14 protein-coding genes are annotated in these 19,858 nt (G+C 72.2%); 3 read left to right on the top strand and 11 right to left on the bottom strand.

The window, feature by feature from the left end:
- Positions 1-206 precede the first annotated feature (206 nt).
- Complete coding sequence (gene acnA / locus ACZ4WZ_RS27730) at positions 207-2,924, bottom strand: aconitate hydratase AcnA (RefSeq protein WP_467894437.1); 2,718 nt, start codon at positions 2,922-2,924, stop codon at positions 207-209.
- A gap of 315 nt (positions 2,925-3,239) precedes the next feature.
- On the bottom strand, positions 3,240-3,971 hold the full coding sequence (locus ACZ4WZ_RS27725) for a hypothetical protein (protein ID WP_467894435.1): 732 nt from the start codon (positions 3,969-3,971) through the stop codon (positions 3,240-3,242).
- 199 nt (positions 3,972-4,170) lie between these two features.
- Between ACZ4WZ_RS27725 and ACZ4WZ_RS27720 the strand changes: the two genes are divergently transcribed.
- Together ACZ4WZ_RS27720 and ACZ4WZ_RS27715 are read left to right on the top strand one after the other, a co-directional pair.
- Positions 4,171-5,700 (top strand): helix-turn-helix domain-containing protein, encoded by a 1,530-nt coding sequence (locus ACZ4WZ_RS27720; protein WP_467894434.1) that lies wholly within the window; start codon positions 4,171-4,173, stop codon positions 5,698-5,700.
- Between the two features lie 176 nt (positions 5,701-5,876).
- Positions 5,877-7,256: a cytochrome P450 gene (locus tag ACZ4WZ_RS27715; RefSeq protein WP_467894432.1), complete on the top strand. Its 1,380-nt coding sequence runs from the start codon at positions 5,877-5,879 to the stop codon at positions 7,254-7,256.
- Positions 7,257-7,703: 447 nt separating this feature from the next.
- Here ACZ4WZ_RS27715 and ACZ4WZ_RS27710 read toward each other — a convergent pair whose 3' ends face one another.
- Both ACZ4WZ_RS27710 and ACZ4WZ_RS27705 read right to left on the bottom strand, forming a co-directional pair.
- Positions 7,704-8,279 (bottom strand): hypothetical protein, encoded by a 576-nt coding sequence (locus ACZ4WZ_RS27710; protein WP_467894431.1) that lies wholly within the window; start codon positions 8,277-8,279, stop codon positions 7,704-7,706.
- A gap of 36 nt (positions 8,280-8,315) precedes the next feature.
- Complete coding sequence (locus ACZ4WZ_RS27705) at positions 8,316-9,881, bottom strand: MFS transporter (protein ID WP_467894430.1); 1,566 nt, start codon at positions 9,879-9,881, stop codon at positions 8,316-8,318.
- A gap of 83 nt (positions 9,882-9,964) precedes the next feature.
- Between ACZ4WZ_RS27705 and ACZ4WZ_RS27700 the strand changes: the two genes are divergently transcribed.
- On the top strand, positions 9,965-12,034 hold the full coding sequence (locus ACZ4WZ_RS27700; RefSeq protein WP_467894428.1) for a S9 family peptidase: 2,070 nt from the start codon (positions 9,965-9,967) through the stop codon (positions 12,032-12,034).
- A 90-nt stretch (positions 12,035-12,124) separates the two neighbouring features.
- Here the strand turns inward: ACZ4WZ_RS27700 and ACZ4WZ_RS27695 are convergent, their stop codons facing one another.
- The 7 genes from ACZ4WZ_RS27695 to ACZ4WZ_RS27665 form a co-directional block, all read right to left on the bottom strand.
- Entirely contained in the window at positions 12,125-13,138 is a 1,014-nt protein-coding gene (locus ACZ4WZ_RS27695; RefSeq protein WP_467894426.1) for an ABC transporter ATP-binding protein, read from the bottom strand.
- Positions 13,135-14,157, bottom strand: a complete 1,023-nt coding sequence (locus tag ACZ4WZ_RS27690) for an ABC transporter ATP-binding protein (RefSeq protein ID WP_467894425.1) — start codon at positions 14,155-14,157, stop codon at positions 13,135-13,137. Before ACZ4WZ_RS27690 ends, ACZ4WZ_RS27695 begins: the two co-directional genes overlap by 4 nt.
- Positions 14,157-15,143, bottom strand: a complete 987-nt coding sequence (locus ACZ4WZ_RS27685) for an ABC transporter permease (protein ID WP_388938483.1) — start codon at positions 15,141-15,143, stop codon at positions 14,157-14,159. The genes ACZ4WZ_RS27690 and ACZ4WZ_RS27685 overlap by 1 nt, the downstream gene beginning before the upstream one ends.
- Positions 15,140-16,117 (bottom strand): ABC transporter permease, encoded by a 978-nt coding sequence (locus ACZ4WZ_RS27680; RefSeq protein ID WP_467894423.1) that lies wholly within the window; start codon positions 16,115-16,117, stop codon positions 15,140-15,142. The genes ACZ4WZ_RS27685 and ACZ4WZ_RS27680 overlap by 4 nt, the downstream gene beginning before the upstream one ends.
- A 23-nt stretch (positions 16,118-16,140) precedes the next feature.
- Positions 16,141-17,883: an ABC transporter substrate-binding protein gene (locus ACZ4WZ_RS27675; protein WP_467894422.1), complete on the bottom strand. Its 1,743-nt coding sequence runs from the start codon at positions 17,881-17,883 to the stop codon at positions 16,141-16,143.
- A gap of 263 nt (positions 17,884-18,146) precedes the next feature.
- Positions 18,147-18,857, bottom strand: coding sequence for a GntR family transcriptional regulator (locus ACZ4WZ_RS27670; RefSeq protein WP_467894421.1), 711 nt, complete (start codon positions 18,855-18,857; stop codon positions 18,147-18,149).
- Between the two features lie 56 nt (positions 18,858-18,913).
- Complete coding sequence (locus tag ACZ4WZ_RS27665; protein ID WP_467894471.1) at positions 18,914-19,840, bottom strand: ornithine cyclodeaminase family protein; 927 nt, start codon at positions 19,838-19,840, stop codon at positions 18,914-18,916.
- Between the last annotated feature and the right edge of the window lie 18 nt (positions 19,841-19,858).

The following is a 19,858-nucleotide window of genomic DNA, read 5'->3' as shown; positions in this document are numbered from 1 at the left end:
GCACGGCGGCCCGGACGGGCACAGGTATAGTCCACTTCCGCTCGGCTCAGCAAGATCGTGCGCAAGGATCGTTCCCGGCTTTTCCGAGTTGAGACCTGTCCGTCACCTGGGACCGCCGCCGCGAAAAGCGGAAGGGCCGCACCCCCTTAACGGGGGTACGGCCCTATGGTGCCGACAGACGGCGGATCGCTCCGCCTGGCGCGCCCTTAGCCGCGGATGAGGTTCCGCAGGACGTACTGCATGATGCCGCCGTTGCGGTAGTAGTCGGCCTCACCCGGCGTGTCGATGCGGACGACCGCGTCGAAGGAGACACCGGTGTCGGTGGTGACCTTGACCGTGCGCGGGGTGGTGCCGTTGTTCAGCTCCTCCACACCGGTGAAGGAGAAGGTCTCCTCGCCGGTGAGGCCCAGGGAGGCCGCGGTGGCGCCCTCGGGGAACTGCAGGGGCAGGACGCCCATGCCGATCAGGTTCGAGCGGTGGATGCGCTCGTAGGACTCGGCGATGACGGCCTTGACGCCGAGCAGCGCGGTGCCCTTGGCCGCCCAGTCGCGGGACGAGCCGGAGCCGTACTCCTTGCCCGCCAGGATGACCAGCGAGATGCCGGCGGCCTGGTAGTTCTGCGAGGCGTCGTAGATGAAGGAGACCGGCGCGCCCTCGACGGTGAAGTCGCGGGTGAAGCCGCCCTCGGTGCCCGGCGCGATCTGGTTGCGCAGGCGGATGTTGGCGAACGTACCGCGGATCATGACCTCGTGGTTGCCGCGGCGGGAACCGTACGAGTTGAAGTCGCGGCGCTCGACGCCGTGCTCCGTGAGGTACTTGCCGGCCGGGGTGTCGGCCTTGATCGCACCGGCCGGGGAGATGTGGTCGGTGGTGACCGAGTCGCCCAGCTTCGCCAGCACGCGGGCGCCGGTGATGTCGGAGACCGGGGTGGTCTCCATCGTCATGCCCTCGAAGTAGGGGGGCTTGCGCACGTAGGTGGACTGCGGGTCCCACTCGAAGGTGTTGCCGGTCGGGATCGACAGCGCCTGCCACTGGGCGTCGCCCGCGAAGACGTCCTGGTAGGACTTGTTGAACATGTCCTCGCCGATGGCGTTCGCCACGACGTCGTTGACCTCGGCCTCGGAGGGCCAGATGTCCTGGAGGAAGACCGGCTTGCCCTCGGTGTCGGTGCCGATGGCGTCCTTGGTGATGTCCACCTTCATGGAGCCCGCGATGGCGTACGCGACGACCAGCGGCGGGGAGGCCAGGTAGTTCATCTTGACGTCGGGGTTGATGCGGCCCTCGAAGTTGCGGTTGCCCGAGAGGACCGAGGTGACCGCGAGGTCGTGCTCGTTGATCGCCTTCGAGATCTCCTCGTCCAGCGGACCGGAGTTGCCGATGCAGGTGGTGCAGCCGTACCCGACGAGGTTGAAGCCCATCTTGTCGAGGTACGGGGTCAGACCGGCCTTGTCGAAGTAGTCGGTGACGACCTTCGAGCCGGGGGCCAGGGTGGTCTTGACCCACGGCTTGCGGGTCAGGCCCTTCTCGACCGCCTTCTTGGCCACGAGCGCCGCGGCGACCATGACGTAGGGGTTCGAGGTGTTGGTGCAGGAGGTGATCGCGGCGACGGTGACGGCGCCGTGGTCGATCTCGAAGGAGGAGCCGTCCGCGAGGGTGACCAGGGTGGGCTTCGACGGGGTGCCGTTCGGGTGGTTCGCCGGGGCGTCGGAGGCCGGGAAGGACTCCTTGCCCGCCTCGTCCACGTCGTCCACGTAGTTGCGCACGTCCTGGGCGAACTGCTGGGCCGCGTTGGCCAGGACGATGCGGTCCTGCGGGCGCTTCGGGCCGGCGATGGAGGGAACGACCGTGGAGAGGTCGAGCTCGAGCTTCTCGGAGAAGTCCGGCTCGGCGGCCGGGTCCAGCCACAGGCCCTGCTCCTTGGCGTACGCCTCGACCAGCGCGACCTGCTGGGCGTCGCGGCCCGTCAGGCGCAGGTACTTCAGCGTCTCGTCGTCGATCGGGAAGATCGCGGCGGTGGAGCCGAACTCCGGCGACATGTTGCCGATGGTGGCGCGGTTCGCGAGGGAGGTGGCGGCGACGCCCTCACCGTAGAACTCGACGAACTTGCCGACGACCCCGTGCTTGCGCAGCATCTCGGTGATGGTCAGCACCAGGTCGGTGGCGGTGGTGCCGGTCGGCAGCTCGCCGGTCAGCTTGAAGCCCACGACGCGCGGGATCAGCATGGAGACCGGCTGGCCGAGCATCGCGGCCTCGGCCTCGATGCCGCCGACGCCCCAGCCCAGCACGCCCAGGCCGTTGACCATGGTGGTGTGCGAGTCGGTGCCGACGAGGGTGTCGGGGTACGCCTGGCCGCCCCGGACCATGACGGTGCGGGCCAGGTGCTCGATGTTGACCTGGTGGACGATGCCGGTGCCCGGGGGGACGACCTTGAACTCGTCGAAGGCGGTCTGGCCCCAGCGCAGGAACTGGTAGCGCTCCTTGTTGCGGCCGTACTCCAGCTCCACGTTCTGGGAGAACGCGTCCTTGGTGCCGAACTTGTCGGCGATGACGGAGTGGTCGATGACCAGCTCGGCCGGGGCCAGCGGGTTGATCTTGGACGGGTCGCCGCCGAGCTCCTTCACGGCCTCACGCATGGTGGCGAGGTCCACGACACAGGGCACGCCGGTGAAGTCCTGCATGATCACGCGGGCCGGCGTGAACTGGATCTCCTGGCTGGGCTGCGCCTGGGAGTCCCAGCCGCCGAGCGCCCGGATGTGGTCGGCGGTGATGTTCGCGCCGTCCTCCGTGCGGAGCAGGTTCTCCAGCAGGACCTTCAGGCTGTAGGGAAGGCGGGCGGCGCCCTCAACCTTGTCCAGCCGGAAGATCTCGTACGACTCGTCGCCCACCTGCAGCGTGCTGCGGGCGTCGAAGCTGTTCGCCGACACGACAGTCTCCTTCATGCATGATTTCGCGCGTATAACCGCATCCTGCCGCCACGCCCTGTGGCCAATCCGCTAAGGTCAGGCTAAGTTAGGTAACCCTTATCAGCGGGGGCGGCTGCGGAACGCCTTCGGCAGATATCTCGATGTCGAGATAACTCTAGTACATGTCCGGGGGCGGGGACGAGGTGCACACCTCGCGGCCCGCCGGAGCCGTCCACGGCCGTCCACCGGGCGGACGCTCCGGCACGCCCGGATGACCTCGCGCGCCCAGGGCCGAGCGCCGGGCGACTCCGGCGCGTCGGGTGGGGTGCCGGACGGTCAGGCCCGCACGACGGTGAACAGCACTGGCGTACGGATGCCGATGTGGGCGGCGGCGTCGGCCGCGGTCGCGGCGAGCCAGCCGGCCGCGCCGCAGGACCACTCCGCCAACTCGCCGGACAGTGTCATACCGTGCAGGGGCGGACCGTCCCAGAAGCTGTCGTCGAACGGCGGCGCCGGAAAGCCTCCCGGGGGAGCGACCTCGTCGAGCCCACCCGCGAACACGTTCTGCTCCGGAGGGACGAGGCGGCGGGCGAACCGCGGCGCCACCACCGGGATCGTCGGGTCGAGGCCGCCGTCGACGCGGACCTTCACCGACACCCGAGCCCGCGGGTCGTACGCGGCGAACCAGTCCGGCGTCCGCATGGAGGGCGTCGTCGCGTACGGCGGGCGAGCCGAGGCGTCAACGCCCTGCACCGGCAGGAGGACCTGGACCGCGGTGAGGCGCACGGTGCCGATCCGCTCTGTCGTGTCCTGCGCGCAGCGCAGGAACGGCTGCACGGGAAGCGGCCGGCCGCCGGGCGACGCGCTCGCCTCGGCCTGGAACCACGAGACCAGGTTCGGCCCCGTGGCGGCAAGGGGGTGGCTCCAACCCGCGTCGTTCATGGCCCACAGCCCCGGCGCGGCGTGCGCGCGCCCGTCGGAGTCGCCCCCTTCGGCGAACACGGTTCCCGCGGTGGGACGAGCGGCGGGCGCGACGCCCGGCTGGACGGCGGCGTCCCGATCCGACATGTCGCTCTCCCTGTCGATCGACTCAACGGCCCGCCCCTGGGAAGTTTCGAATGATTGGCCCGATTCGACCGGAGAAGGGCGCGGCGGAGTCCGGGTCATGCAAGCGGGGTTGGGCCGGAAGTGGAATCTGACGGACCGATTGCACCCGTCTGGCGCACCCCACGCGGATCACATCTCATATCTGAGATACGGTGCATCCATGGCAGACGACTACCTCGTACGCATCGGCAAGCTCATCCGTGACGCCCGGCAGCACCGGGGCTGGACACAGAGTCAGCTCGCCGATGCCCTCGGCACCAGCCAGAGTGCGGTGAACCGCATCGAGCGCGGCAACCAGAACATCAGCCTTGAGATGATCGCCCGAATCGGTGAAGCGCTCGACAGCGAAATCGTCTCCCTGGGCTACGCCGGCCCGATGCACCTGCGCGTCGTCGGCGGACGCCGCCTCTCCGGCTCCATCGACGTCAAGACGAGCAAGAACGCGTGCGTGGCGCTGCTGTGCGCCTCCCTGCTCAACAAGGGGCGCACCGTCCTGCGGCGGGTGGCCCGCATCGAGGAGGTGTACCGGCTCCTCGAGGTCCTCAACTCCATCGGTGTCCGCACCCGCTGGATCAACGACGGCGTGGACCTGGAGATCGTCCCGCCGGCCCAGCTCGACATGGACGCCATCGACGCGGACGCGGCCCGCCGCACCCGCAGCATCATCATGTTCCTGGGCCCGCTCCTGCACCGCACGGACCAGTTCCGCCTGCCGTACGCCGGCGGCTGCGACCTCGGCACCCGCACCATCGAGCCCCACATGATCGCCCTGCGCCGCTTCGGCCTGGACATCACCGCGACCGAGGGCATCTACCACGCGAAGGTCGAGGCGGGGGTCTCCCCCGGCCGGCCCATCGTCCTGACCGAGCGCGGGGACACGGTCACCGAGAACGCCCTGCTGGCCGCGGCCCGCCACGACGGCGTCACCGTCATCCGCAACGCCTCCTCCAACTACATGGTCCAGGACCTGTGCTTCTTCCTGGAGGCCCTGGGCGTCGAGGTCGAGGGCATCGGCACCACCACCCTGACCGTCCACGGCGTACCCGCCATCGACGTCGACGTGGACTACTCCCCCTCCGAGGACCCGGTCGAGGCGATGAGCCTCCTGGCCGCCGCCGTGGTGACGGAGTCCGAACTCACCATCCGCCGCGTCCCGATCGAGTTCATGGAGATCGAGCTCGCGGTCCTGGAGGAGATGGGCCTCGACCACGACCGCTCGGCCGAGTACGTCGCCGACAACGGCCGCACCCGCCTGGTCGACCTCACGGTCCGCCCCTCCAAGCTCGAAGCCCCGATCGACAAGATCCACCCGATGCCCTTCCCCGGGCTGAACATCGACAACGTCCCGTTCTTCGCCGCCATCGCCGCGGCCGCCCAGGGCAAGACCCTGATCCACGACTGGGTGTACGACAACCGGGCCATCTACCTGACCGACCTCAACCGCCTCGGCGGCCGGCTCCAGCTCCTGGACCCCCACCGCGTCCTGGTCGAGGGCCCCACCCGCTGGCGCGCGGCCGAGATGATGTGCCCCCCGGCCCTCCGCCCCGCGGTGGTCGTCCTCCTCGCGATGATGGCGGCCGAGGGCACCTCGGTCCTGCGCAACGTGTACGTCATCAACCGCGGCTACGAGGAGCTCGCCGAGCGCCTCAACTCGGTCGGCGCCCAGATCGAGATCTTCCGGGACATTTAGCGACAGCTCACCCCGAGAACGGGTCAGGAGCCCCCGCCCCGGCGCCCAGCCGGCCGGCGGGGGCTTCATCGTCCCGCCCAGGGGCGGGATTCGGCCGGATGGCTGAGGGGGCCTCGCCCCCGGGGCGGCGGGGCGGGCAGAATCCGCCGGGACGGTGACGAGAGGCGGGGGCGGCCATGGTGGTGCGGACGGGCGGGGCTCGGGTTCCCGGGCTGGAGGGGGTGCCGTTGCTCGGGTCGCTCTTCGACCTGAAGTCGGACTCCCTCGGGACCTATGAGCGGGCCCGGCAGCGGCACGGGGACGTCGTGCGGATCAGCGCCGGCCCGCCCGGGCTGCGCGCCGAGCTGTACTGCGTGTTCTCCGCGGAGGGCGCCCAGCGGGTGCTGGCCTCCGAGGCGGCCAACTTCCGCAAGGACAACGCCTTCTACCAGGAGGTCCGGGACTCCTTCGGCAACGGCCTGCTGACCAGCCAGGACACGGACTACCTGCGCCAGCGCCGCCTGGTGCAGCCGCTGTTCACCCGCAGGCGGGTCGACGGCTACGCCGGGGCCGTCGCCGCCGAGACCGAGGGCACCCTGGCCGCATGGGCGCAGGCCCGGGACGGGGTCGTCGACGTCTCCGCCGAGATGATGCGCCTGGCCCTGCGCGCGGTGTCCCGGATCCTGTTCGGCGCGGACGTCGATGCCACCGTGGACGTCGTGCACCGGTGCTTTCCGGTCATCACGGAGTACGTGCTGCGCCGCGGCTACTCCCCCGCCAACCTCCCGCGCACCTGGCCGACCCCGGGCAACCGGCGGGCGGCGGCCGCCCTGGACGAGCTGTACGCCGTCTGCGACGGGATCATCGCCCGGCGGCGGGGAGCCGCTGCCGGGCAGCCGGCGGGCGAGGACCTGCTGACGCTGCTCGCCGGGGCGCGGAGCGCGGACGACGGCACCTTCGACGCCGCCGAACTGCGCGACCAGGTGCTCGTCTTCCTGCTCGCCGGCCACGAGACGACGGCGACCTCGCTGGCCTTCGCCCTGCACCTGCTCGGCCGGCACCCCGAGGAGCAGGCCCGGGCCCGGGAGGAGGTCCGCAGCGTGCTGGGCGGCGGGCGTACGCCGCAGGCCTCGGACCTGGAGCGGCTCACCTACCTCACGCAGGTGCTCAAGGAGGCGATGCGGCTCTACCCGGCGGCCCCGGTGATCGGCCGCAAGGCGGTCGCCGCCACCGAGATCGAGGGCCGTGCCGTTCCGGCCGGCGCCGACGTGATCCTGGCCCCCTGGGTGACGCACCGCCACCCCCGGTACTGGAGCGACCCGGAGCGTTTCGACCCCGAGCGCTTCACGCCGGAGGCCGAGGCCGGCCGGCACCGTTACGCGTGGTTCCCCTTCGGCGGCGGCCCGCGCGCCTGCATCGGGCAGCACTTCTCGATGCTGGAGTCGGTGATCGCGCTGGCGATGCTGCTGCGCGCGTACGAGTTCGAGGCCGTGGACCAGGAGATCCCGGTGAGCGCCGGGATCACCCTGCGGGCGGAGGGGCCGGCGCGCTGCCGGATCCGCCGCGTGGAGGTCTAGCGGGCCCGCGCTCATCACGGGCCGATGGAAGAGGAGATTCCGACCCGGTTGTCCCCGCACGTACGCCGACCGCCGCGCGTGCTGCTGCCCGGCCGGGTCGCGCACGGGCCCGCGCCGCGCGGCGGGTGGGACAGCGAGGCCGGCCGCTTCGCCCTCGCCGTGTTCGGGTTCCACTGGACGCACTGGCGGGAGGAGACGGCCGGGCCGTACGGGGCCCTCTCGGTCGACGGCCCCGGGAAGGTCACCGTCCGCCCGCCGTGGGGGCGGGGCGATCCGGCACGCGCGTCGTACGCCCCTAGTGCGCCCTGCGCCGCGTCCCGCGGCTGCGGCGCCGCCGGGCCCGGGTGGACCCGGCCTTCGCGGACGGCTCCTGGCCGGCCCTGCGGACGGTCGTCCGGGCCGACGGGGCCCGGCCGCGCGCGGCGCTGCTCTAGCGGGAGGGACCGGTCAGCGGTAGTCGTCGGGGTGGTCCTGCATCCAGGTGTTGATCTCGTCCCGGGTGGAGGTCAGCGCGTTCTGGTGCTTCTTCAGGTTCTCGAAGCCGCGGTCTCCGCCGAGTTGCCGGTCGAGCTTCGCGATCAGGGCGATCGGCTCGGGGAAGTGGCCGGGGCCCTTCGGGTCGGCCTTCATCGCCCGGTCCAGGCGGTGGAGTTCGTCGTGGACGCGGCCGAGGAAGTACGCGCAGTTGCCGGGGGTGCAGGAGTCGCCCAGGGTCGCCTGGAGTCCGGCGAAGGCGTCCCGGACGCGTTCGGGCGGCGTGGAGGGCAGGCCGCTCGCGGAGGCCGGGGTCGTGGGCCGGGCGGTGGACGTCGCGGCGGGTGACGCGGGTGCGCCCGTACCGCCGGAGGCGCCGGGCGTCGGGGACGTGGCGGCGGACGCGGCGGGCGACGGGGCGGCGGAGGCCGAGGGCGGCGGGGCCGAGGTGGCCTTCGGCTCGGGTTCGCTCCCGCAGGAGACGGTGAAGGCCGCCAGGGTGACGGTCAGGGCTGCCGCGGCGGCGCCGCGCACGGACGATCGGAACATCGGAAATTCCCCCCGGTTTGCGATGAGCGACCGAGCCTACCTGCCCCGCTCGTCCGGGACGGGGGCCGGGGTGTGGTTGCCCTGGAGGTGTTCCAGGTCCGAGGACCGCACCTGGATCGCGAGGAGCGCGATGACGGCGCCGGCGAGCGTGAAGAGGGACGCCGCCACGAAGGCCGCGCTCACGCCCGAGGTGAGCACCTGGTCGGCCCAGGGGCGGGGAAGCTGCCCGGTGCGTGTGAAGAAGGCCTTCTGCTCGGGGCTCGCGGTGCCGAGGAAGGCCGGCACCTGCTCCTTCGCCTCGTTGCGGCCGGCCGTTCCGAAGACGGTGACCAGGATCGACAGCCCGAGGGAGCCCCCGACCTGCTGCATCGAGTTGAGCAGCCCTGAGGCCGCGCCGGACTCCCGGTCGGGGACGCCGGACAGGGCCATCAGGGTCAGCGAGACGAACTGCAGCCCCATGCCGGTGGCGAACACCAGGAGCGGGCCGAGGATGCTGCCCGGGTAGGTGGAGTGGGCGTCGCTGAGCGTCAGCCAGCCCAGTCCCGTCGCGCAGCACAGCGCGCCGCCGACCATGAAGGGCTTGGGCCCGTACTTCGGCAGCAGTTGAGAGGCGAAACCGGCCGCCAGCGCGACCATGACGCTGACGGGCAGGAAGGCGAGTCCGGCCCGCAGCGGGCTGAAGCCGAGGACGTTCTGCACGAACAGGGTCAGGAAGAAGAACATGCCGAAGATCGCGCAGGCGAGGAAGAGCATGATCCCGTAGGTTCCCGCGCGGTTGCGGTCGGCGAACATGTGCAGCGGCGTGATCGGCTGGGGCGAGCGCCGCTCGTTGAGGAGGAACAGGGCCAGCAGGACCACGGCGGCGGCGAAGGAGCCGAGGGTGAGCCCGTCGCGCCAGCCCTCCTGGGCCGCGCGGATGAAGCCGTAGACGAGGCTGACCATGCCGCAGGTGCCCAGCAGCGCGCCGGGGAGGTCGAAGTGCCCGGGGTGGCGCGCGGACTCGCGCAGGACCCTGGCGGCCAGGAAGGCGATCAGCAGGGCGATCGGGACGTTGACGAAGAGCACCCAGCGCCAGTTGAGCCATTCGACCAGCACCCCGCCCGCCAGGAGCCCGATCGCACCGCCGCCGGCGGAGACGGCGGCGAACACGCCGAAGGCCCGGTTGCGTGCCGGGCCTTCGCGGAAGGTGGTGGTGATCAGGGCGAGCGAGGTCGGGGAGGCGATGGCTCCGCCGACGCCCTGGAGGGCCCGGGCCGCCATCAGCTGGCCGGCGTTCTGGGCGAGTCCGCCGAGGAGGGAGGCCAGGCCGAAGAGCAGCACTCCGAAGACGAAGACGCGCTTCCTGCCGAGGATGTCGCCGGTTCGGCCGCCCAGCAGGAGCAGGCCTCCGAAGGTGAGGGTGTAGGCGTTGACGACCCAGGAGAGGCTCTCGGTCGAGAAATTGAGGGCGGTCTGGATGTGTGGTAGCGCGATGTTCACGATGGTGATGTCGAGCACGACCATGAGCTGGCACGAGGCAAGGACGAACAGGGCCGGGCCGTTTCCGCTCCCGCGGACCTTGCCGTCGGTCCCGTTGTTGGTCGGCAGTGCGTTCGGGTCCACTAGTCGACGCTAAGCCCGGGGAAGGGGGCCCACCACTCGAATGGCTTATGCCATGTGACATTGCACATGCCAGAATGGGAATCATGGATGATTTCCTCAGGCTCTCCGCCGACACGGCCCGGTTCACGTACGGCTCCCCCCGGGCCTTCTCCTTCGGCGACGACGGCCGCCTCCTCTGGTTCCTGCGCTCCACGGGCCCCACCGACCCCCTGGAGAGCCTCTGGATCCTCGACACCGCCACCGGTGCCGAAACCCGGCTCGCCGACCCGCGCGCGCTCTCCCCCGAACCCGGCCCGCTCCCCGTCGCCGAGCGCCGGCTGCGCGAGCGCACCCGGCTCGTCGCCGCAGGGATCGGCTCGTACGCCCTCACCGGCGACGGCCGCCGCGCCGTCTTCCCTCTCCACGGAAAGCTGTACGAGGTCACCTGCGACGGCACCGGCACGCCCTCGCCGGTCCCCACCGCCGGCCCCGCCCTGGACCCCCGCCCCAACACCGACGGCTCGCGCATCGCGTACGTCACGGACGACGCCCTGTACGTCCACCCGGGCGGCCGCACCAGCCCCGCCGACGGAGCCCGCTGGGGCGTCGCGGAGTTCGCCGCCGCCGAGGAACTCGGGCGCGCCCGGGGCCACTGGTGGTCCCCCGACGGGGTCACCCTGCTCGCCGCCCGCGTCGACGAGAGCGCCCTCCAGCGCCGCCACTTCACCGACCCGGCGCACCCGGAGCTCCCGGCCGAGGACTTCGCGTACCCCGAGGCGGGCGGCCCCAACGCCGACGTGCAGCTGTGGGTGCTCGGCCCGGACGGCGGCCGGGTCCGGCTCGACTGGGACGCCGGAACCTTCCCGTACGTCTCCGACGCGGACTGGGACTCCGGGACGGAGATCCTGCTGACCGTCCAGGACCGGCTCCAGCGCAACGTGCTGCTGCTGAGCGCCGACCCGGCCACCGGCCGCACCACCGAACTCTCCCGCACCACGCACCCCCAGTGGGTGGACCCGCTCGTGCCCGGTACCCCGGCCCGGCTGCCCGACGGCCGGATGCTCACCGCCACCGACACCCCCGGCGGGGCCGCGCGCGCCCTCGCCGTCGACGGCGAGCCGCTCACCGGCGACGGGATACAGGTCCGCCGGGTGGCCGGCCTGCACCAGGGCCTGCTGCTGATCGAGGCCGGGCAGCGCGACCCCGCCGAGCAGCAGGTGCTGCTGCTGGACCCCGGCACCGGTGCGCTGACCCCGCTCGCCGACGGTCCCGGGGTGCACTCCGTCTCCGCGGCGGCCTCCGGGGCCCTGCTGCTCACGGGCGCCGGCGCCGAGGGGATCCGGCGCACCGTACGCACCCCCGACGGCCGGGAGTCCAGCCCCGCCGATCTGTCCGCGCCGCTGCCGTACCGGGTGGAACCGGCCCTGGAGCGGGTCACCGAACACGGGGTCCCCACCGCGCTCGTGCTGCCCCGCGGCCACGTCCCCGGCCGGAAGCTGCCCGTACTGGTGGACGGTTACGGCGGACCCGGCTTCCAGGACGTGTGCGCCGAGCCGCGCCGCTGGCAGCACCGCCAGTGGTGGGCCGACCAGGGCTTCGCCGTGGTCACCGTCGACAACCGGGGCACCCCGTACGTCTCGCCCGCCTTCACCCACGCCATGTACCGGGGCTTCTCCGAGGTCACCCTCGAGGACCAGGTCGCGGCGCTGCGGGCGCTCGGCGAGCGCCACCGCGACCTCGACCTCGGCCGGGTCGGGGTGCGCGGCTGGTCGTACGGCGGCTACCTGGCGGCCATGGCCGTGCTGCGCCGCCCGGACGTCTTCCACGCGGCGGCCGCCGGGGCCGCGCCGACCGACTTCCGGCACTACGACACCGCGTATACCGAGCGTTACCTCGGACTCCCGCAGGAGAACCCGCGGGTGTACGAGCGTGACTCCCTGATCCCCGACGCGCCCGCGCTGGTCCGGCCGCTGCTCCTCGTCACGGGCCTGGCCGACGACAACGTCCACCCCTCCCACACCCTGCGCCTGTCCCGGGCCCTCACGGACGCCGGCCGCCCGCACCAGCTGCTGGCGCTGCCCGGCGTCACGCACATGACCCCGGGCGGCGCTCGGGAGAAGATCATGGCGCTGGAGCTGGAGTTCTTCCGCCGCGAGCTGGGTCCGGCCGCCTGAGCGGCGCGAACGGCGCGGGGCCCCGGAGACTTCGTCGTCTCCGGGGCCCCTCCCCCTCCCGTGGTCCCGTCGGTCACCCGGGTCCGCCGCCTACGCGAGGTGGCACGCCACCTCGCGCGAGGCGACGAGCCGCAGCGACGGCCGCTCGGTGCGGCAGATCTCCTGCGCCAGGGGGCAGCGCGGATGGAAGGTGCAGCCCGGGGGCGGGGCGGCCGGGCTCGGCGGGTCGCCGAGCAGCACGATCCGCTCACGCCGCCGCTCCGCCGCCGGGTCGGGCAGCGGTACGGCGGACAGCAGCGCCCGGGTGTAGGGGTGCTGCGGGTTCTCGTAGAGGGACTTCTTGTCCCCGATCTCGACGATCCGGCCGAGGTACATGACCGCCACCCGGTCGCTGACCCTCTTGACGACCGACAGGTCGTGCGCGATGAACACGTAGGCCAGGCCGAGTTCGGCGCGCAGCCGCTCCATCAGGTTGACGATCTGCGCCTGGACGGAGACGTCGAGCGCGGAGACCGGTTCGTCGGCGATGACCAGCCGGGGGCTGGTGGCGAGCGAGCGGGCGATGCCGATGCGCTGGGCCTGGCCGCCGGAGAACTCGTGCGGGTAGCGGTCGATGTGCTCGGGGATCAGCCCGGTCAGCTCCATCAGCTCGGCGGCCCGGCGGCGGGCGTCCGCCGCGCTCCAGCCCTGCACCATCAGGGGGTCGGAGATGATCCGGGCCACGGTCTGGCGGGGGTTGAGGGAGGAGTGGGGGTCCTGGAAGACCATCTGGATGTTCCGGCGCAGCGGCCTCAGCGCGCCCTGGGAGAGGTGGCTGATGTCCCGGCCGTCGAAGGTGACGCTGCCGGAGGTGGGTTCCAGCAGCCGCACCAGCATCCGGCCGGTGGTGGACTTGCCGCAGCCGGACTCGCCGACGAGGCCGAGGGTGCGGCCGGCCTCCAGGTCGAAGGAGATCCCGTCGACGGCCCGTACGGGTGCCGCCCGGCGCCCGGTCAGCGAGCGCTTGCCGGGGAAGGTCATGGTCAGGTCGCGTACGGAGAGCAGGGGCCGGGCCGGGTCGTCCGGCCGTGCGGCCCGGTCCTGGCGGGTGGCCGGGGCGGTCATCGGGACACCTCCGGGGTGGGGACGGGGGCGGGGCCCGCGAAGTGGCAGGCGGCCGTCCGGGCCGGGGACCCGTACGGGCGCAGTTCGGGCAGCTCGTCCGCGCAGCGCTCCCGCTCCCGCTGCGGGCCGGAGGCGGCCCGGGGGCAGCGCGGGGCGAAGGCGCAGCCCGGGGCGGGGTTCAGCAGGGACGGCGGGGAGCCGGGGATGGAGGGCAGCGGGACGTCGTCGGCGCTGTCGAGGCGGGGCAGGGAGTCGAGCAGGCCCCTGGTGTAGGGGTGGGCGGGGTCGGCGAACAGGGCGTCCGCGGGTGCCTGTTCGGCGGCCCGGCCGCCGTACATGACCAGCACCTCGTGGGCGACGCGGGCGACCACCCCCAGGTCGTGGGTGATCATCACGACGCCGAGGCCGCGTTCCTCCTGGAGGCGGGCGATCAGTTCGAGGATCTGCGCCTGGACGGTGACGTCGAGGGCGGTGGTGGGTTCGTCGGCGATGAGCAGGTCGGGTTCGCAGGCGAGGGCCATGGCGATCATCGCGCGCTGGCGCATGCCGCCGGAGAACTGGTGCGGGTACTCCCCCGCCCGGCGGGCCGGTTCGGGGATTCCCACCTCGCCGAGCATGTCGACGGCGCGTTTGCGGGCGGCGGCCCGTCCGGCCTTGAAGTGCACGCGGAAGTGCTCGGCGATCTGCTCGCCGACGGTGTAGTAGGGGTGCAGGCTGGACAGCGGGTCCTGGAAGATCATGGCCATCCTGCGGCCGCGCACCTTGGCCAGTTCCTTCTCGGGCAGGCCGGTGAGCTCCTGCCCGGCGAGGGTGACGGAGCCGCTGACCTCGGCGCCGGTGCGGTGCAGGCCCATGACGGCGAGGGAGGTGACGGACTTCCCCGATCCGGATTCTCCGACGATGCCGAGGGTGCGGCCCGCCTCGACCGTGAAGCCGAGCGAGTCGACTGCGCGTACGGTGCCGCGCGGGGTGGTGAACGTGACGCACAGGTCGCGTACTTCGAGCAGCGGGGTGGTCATCAGTACCTCACCCTCGGGTCGATGACGGCGTACAGGAGGTCGACGGCGAGGTTCGCGACGACGATGAAGAAGGCGGCGAGCAGGGTGACGCCGAGGACCACGGGCTGGTCGGAGCTGACGAGGGCTCCGTAGAAGAGCCTGCCGACGCCGGGGAGTCCGAAGATGGACTCGGTGATGACGGCTCCGGCGAGCAGGCCGCCGAGGTCCATGCCGAAGATGGTGAGGATCGGGGTCATGCCGGAGCGCAGCCCGTGCTTGACGACGACGGTGCGCTCGGGCATGCCCTTGGCGCGGGCGGTGCGGATGTACGGCTCGGCCATCGCCTCGATCATCGAGCCGCGGCTCTGGCGGGCGTACATGGCGGCGTAGAGCAGGGCGAGCGCGGTCCAGGGCAGCAGCAGGTTCGCGGCCCAGCCGAGGGGGTCGTCGGTGAAGGGCTGGTAGCTGGGGTAGGGCAGCAGTCCGGCGGTGCGGATGACCCCGTAGATGAGCATGACGGAGGTGAAGTAGACGGGCAGGGAGGCGGCGGCGACGGCGCCGACCATCAGGGCCTTGTCGGTGGCGGTGTCCTTGCGCAGGGCGGCGGTCACGCCGGCGCCGAGGCCCAGCAGGAGCCAGAGGGCGGCGGCGCCGACGGCGAGGGAGGCGGAGACGGGGAGCCGGTCCATCAGCAGGTCCCAGACCGGCAGGGAGTTCTCGTACGAGTAGCCCAGGCAGGGGAAGTCGCACTGGACGGCGTACTGGCCGGAGCCGAGGGTGCGGCCGGTGAAGATGCCGGTGAGGAAGTCGGCGAACTGCCGCCACAGGGGCTGGTCGAGGCCCAGGTGGGCGCGTACGTCGGCCAGTCGTTCGGCGCTGCATGTCTTGCCGCAGGCGGCGGCGGCCGGGTCGGAGGGCAGGACGTAGAAGATGAGGAAGGTGACGGCCGCGATGGCGAGGAGCACGCCGGCCAGGGCGACGAGGCGGCGCAGGAGGTAGAGGATCAACTGCGGCCGCCCCTCGGGTCGAGGACGTCGCGCAGGGCGTCGCCGAGGAGGGTGAAGGCGAGGACCGCGAGGAAGAGGAAGACGCTCGGGATGACGAAGTACATCGGGTCGGTCTCGTAGAAGGCCACGGACTCGGCGATCATCTGGCCCCAGGACGGGGTGGGCGGGCGGACCCCGACGCCGAGGTAGCTGAGCGCGGCCTCGGTGCTGATCATGCCGGGGATGAGCAGGGTGGTGTAGGCGATGACCGGGGCGGCGACGCCCGGGAGGATGTCGCGGGTCAGGATGCGCCAGGCGCTCGCGCCGCCGACGCGGGCGGCGTCGACGTACTCGCGGTGTTTGAGGGAGAGGGTCTGCCCCCGGACGACGCGGGCGACTCCGGGCCAGCCGAAGAGCCCGATGACGGCGGTCATCAGGACGATGCGGTTGACGTCCTTGGCCACCGACAGCATCGCGATCATGAAGATCAGCGAGGGGAAGGACATGGTGAGGTCCATCAGCCGGGACAGGACGGCGTCGGTGCGGCCGCCGAAGTAGCCGGCCGCGATGCCGGCGGCGGTCCCGGCGAGGACGACGATGGCGGTGGCCGCGAAGGCGATGAGCAGGGAGACCTGGGCGCCGTGGACGACGCGGGCGAACAGGTCGCGTCCGGTGACGGGTTCGACGCCGAGCCAGTGCTCGGGGCTGATGCCGCCCAGGGGGCCGAGTGGGAGGCCGCCGAGGTAGGGGTCGACGGCGCTCTTGTCGAACTCGTCGGGGGACCAGCCGCCGAGCGCTCCCAGCCAGGGGGCGGTGACGGCCATCAGGACGAAGAGGAGTACGACGCCGGCGCTGACGCGGACGGCGGGGCGGCGGCCCAGTTCCCGCCGGGCGAGCTGCCAGGGGCTGCTGCCCGGCGGGAGGTCCTTGGCCGGTGCTCCGGGCGGTGGGGCGTCTGGGGCCGGGGCTCCGGACGCCGGTGCGGTGGTGGTCATGGCGCTGTGGGTCCCTCGCCGTCTCAGCCCTGGCTCTTCGAGGGGTCCTTGAGGCCGACGGTCGCGTAGTCGATGGTGCCGGTCCACACGGGGTGGCCGTGGGCGCCGGCGATGTTGGGGCCGACGAGCAGCGGCTTGCGCTCCAGCAGGACGGGGATGGACGGGGACTTCTTCATGATCTCCGCGTCGAGGTCGATCCAGGCCTGGTTGGCCTGCTTGGCGTCGGCCATGGCGTTGATCTCGTCGATCCGCTTCATGACGGCCTCGTCGCGGAACTGGCTGTAGTTGCCCTGGTTGCCCTTGTCCTTGATGGTGCGTCCGTCGAAGACGAAGGGGATCCAGGTGGAGCCGGAGGGGTAGTCGGGGCACCAGCCGGTGAGCGTCATGTCGGGCGTGGTGGAGAGGTCGCCGATGACGTCGTAGTAGGCGCCCGGGTCGACGGTGTCGATGACGACCTCGACGCCGGCGCGGGACAGGCCCTGCTGGATGGCCTCGGCCTTGCCCTTGTCGCCGGTGGAGACGGCCAGGGAGACCTTCAGGCTCTCCTTGCCGGCGGCCTTGAGGAGTTCCTTCGCCTTGGCGGGGTCGCCGGACGGGGCGATCTTGAGGGTGTCGGCCTGCTTGCCGCCGGACAGGGCCGGGGGCAGGTAGGCGGTGGCGATCTCGTTGAGGGCGGGGCCGCCGCCCGCGGTGATGACGGCCTCCTTGTCGATCGCGTACTGCATGGCCTCGCGGACCTTGGGATCGTTGAAGGGGGCGCGGGAGTTGTTCAGGTGGAGCATCTCCGTACAGCCCTGGGACTCGGCGAGCAGGCGCGCCTTGACGTCCGGCTTGGGCAGCACCTTGGGAGCGCTTTCGGGGCGCATGTCGGAGTACTGGACGGCGGAGGCGTCGGCGCCCTCGCCGGCGATGATCCGGTCGTCGATCTGGCCGCCCTTGAGCCCCATGACCACCACGAACTTGTCGGGGTAGGCCTTGCGGACCGTGTCGGTCTTCGGGTCCCAGTGCTCGTTGCGGACGAGCACGAGCTTCTTGTCGCGGTCGTACGTCTCGATCTTGTAGGGGCCGGAGGAGAAGGGGCGGGCGTCGTACTGGGTGCCCTTCTCCTGGGCCTGCGGGACGGGCGCGAAGGTCGGCAGGGTGGCGGTGGCGGAGAACTCGGCGACCGGGCGCTTGAGTTCGAACACGATGGTCCGGTCGTCGGGGGTCTTCACGGAGTCGAGGTGCTGGCCCTGGAGGGGGCCCTTGTAGCCCTCGGCGCCGGCGAGGTACTGGGCCGCGTAGTCGGGGCCGCCGGTGAGGTCGGGGGCGAAGGAGCGTTCGACGTTGTACTTGATGTCCTGGGCCTTGATGGGGCTGCCGTCCTCGTACTTGACGCCTTCCTTGAGGGTGAAGGTCCAGGTCCTGCCCCCGTTGGAGGGGGTGCCGAGGTCGGTGGCGAGGTCGGGGACCAGTTCGCTGCCCGCCGTGCCGGGCTCGGCCTTGAAGGTGACGAGCGTGCGGTAGAGCAGCCGGGTCCCGAAGTCGATGGTCGGCATCACCCAGTTGCGGGCGGGGTCGAGGTGGGAGAAGTCCTGGTTGGACAGGACGGTGAGGGTGCCGCCCTTGACCGGGGTGCCGCCGAGGACCTTCCCCTCGTTGGCGGTGGCCGGGTTGGACGCGCCGCCGGCCGCGGGGCCCTTCTTGGTGCCGGAGCAGCCCGAGGCGCCGAGTACGAGCGTCGCCACCAGGGCGGTGGCGAGGGTGAGCTGGGTGCGCTTGGTCATGGGTCACTCCAGGGAAGGGCCGCGCTTTAGGGTGTGACCGGTAACATAGTAATGTGAAATTGCACTGACAAGGGGTTGCCGTCGCCGTTATCCAGCCGTGTCCAAAACCCTTCGGGCGCACGCGAGTTGGGCCCGGACCGACGGTCCGGGCCCTGAGGCCGTACGTGATTCAGCCCCGAGTGACGCGGGGCCGGCTGCCGGGGCGGACGCCGGATGCCGGATGCCGGACCGGACGCCGGGTCAGACGCCGGGCCGGCCCCGGGTCAGACGCCCGAGCCGAGCACGCCCGGAGTGCGGCCCACGGGTTCGTCCCGGCCCTGGGCCCAGAGCGAGCGGACATGGCCGAGGTGGCGCTGCATGCAGGCCTCGGCGGCCTCCGCGTCGCCGGAGAGCATCAGGTCGAGCAGCTCGATGTGCTCCTCGGCGGAGGAGACCAGCTTGCCGGCCTCGTCCAGGCCCGTGAGGCCGTACAGCCGGGAGCGCTTGCGCAGGTCGCCGACTGTCTCGACCAGGCGCTCGTTGCCCGCGAGGGCGAGCAGGCCGAGGTGGAAGCGGCGGTCGGCCTCCAGGTAGCCGATGAGGTTGTGCTCGCGGGCGCTGCTGACGATCTCCTCGGCGACGGGGCGCAGGGCCTCCAGCTGCTCGACCGTGGCGATCTTGGTGATCTTGCCGATGGTCGGGACCTCGATCATCGTGCGCAGTTCGGTGTACTGGTCAAGGTCGCGCTCGCTGACCTCGGTGATCCGGAAGCCCTTGTTGCGGACCGGCTCCACCAGTCCCTCACGGGCCAGGTCGAGCATGGCCTCGCGGACCGGAGTGGCGGAGACGCCGAGCTCGGCGGCCAGGCCGGGCGCCGAGTAGACGCTGCCGGGGCGCAGTTCGCCCGCTATCAGGGCGGCCCGGAGGGCATGGCCGACCTGGTCGCGCAGCCGCTCCTGCGCCTTGATGAGACTGTGCTGCTTCAGGTCACCCATTGCTCTTCCTCCGAGACCCCGCACACCAGCGACGGGCAGGGGAACAGCGTACAATGTCACGTTTCGCTGCTGACCCCGGTCGCCGCCCGGTAGATCGCCACCGCCACCGCCAGATCCTCCCAGGCCATGCCCACGCTCTTGAAGAGCTGGGGACAACTCGGCCGCCCCGCCAGCGGATCGCGGCCCCTCACCAGGTCGGCGAGGGTGCCGCTGATATGACCGGGCCCGATCGCCCCCTCGGCCTCCGGCACCAGCAGGTCCCCCGCCTCGCGCAGCGCGGCCGCCCGCGACTCCACGTACACCGCCGCGCGTCGCACGAGGGCGGTGTCCGTCTCCCGGGCGTCCGGCTCGTGCGAGCCGACGGCGACGACCACCGCTCCCGGGGCGACCAGCCGCCCGTCGAACAGCGGCTCCCGGGCGGTCGTGCAGCACAGGATCAGATCGGCGCCGGCCACCTCCTCGGCGGTGCCCGTGCCGGTGCGGGCCGCAACCCCGAGGGACCGGGCGTGCGCGGCCAGCCGGGCGGCGCCCTCCGCACCCCGGGCGACGACCACCGCCCCGGCCAGCTCCCGGACGGCGAGCACCGCTTCGAGGTGGCCGTACGCCTGCGGGCCGGAGCCGAAGAGCAGCAGCCGCAGCGGCCGGCCCTCCGGGGCCAGATGGCGCAGGGCGAGCGCGGACACCGCCGGGGTGCGCAGGGCGGTCAGGGCCGCGCCGTCGAGCAGGGCCAGCGGGCACAGGGTCGGGCCGTCCAGGAGGAGGTAGCTGCCGGTGATCCGGGGCAGTCCCCTTGCCGGGTTGCCGGGCGCCACCCCGGCGATCTTCACCCCGGCGTACGCGCCCGTGGCCGCCGGCATCAGCAGCAGCTCCCCCGCCGGGACGGGGACGCCGGTGCGTCGCGGGCAGGCCTCCGGATCCAGACCGGCGCGCAGGGCGCCGGCCAGGGCGTCGGCGGCGGCCGCCGGGGTGAGCAGGCGGGCCATCTCCCCGGCGCCGAACTG

It is taken from the genome of Streptomyces sp. NPDC029122, assembly GCF_055569445.1.
The sequence above is the reverse complement of the archived record's forward strand: the minus strand, read 5'-3'. Positions and strand labels throughout refer to the sequence as shown.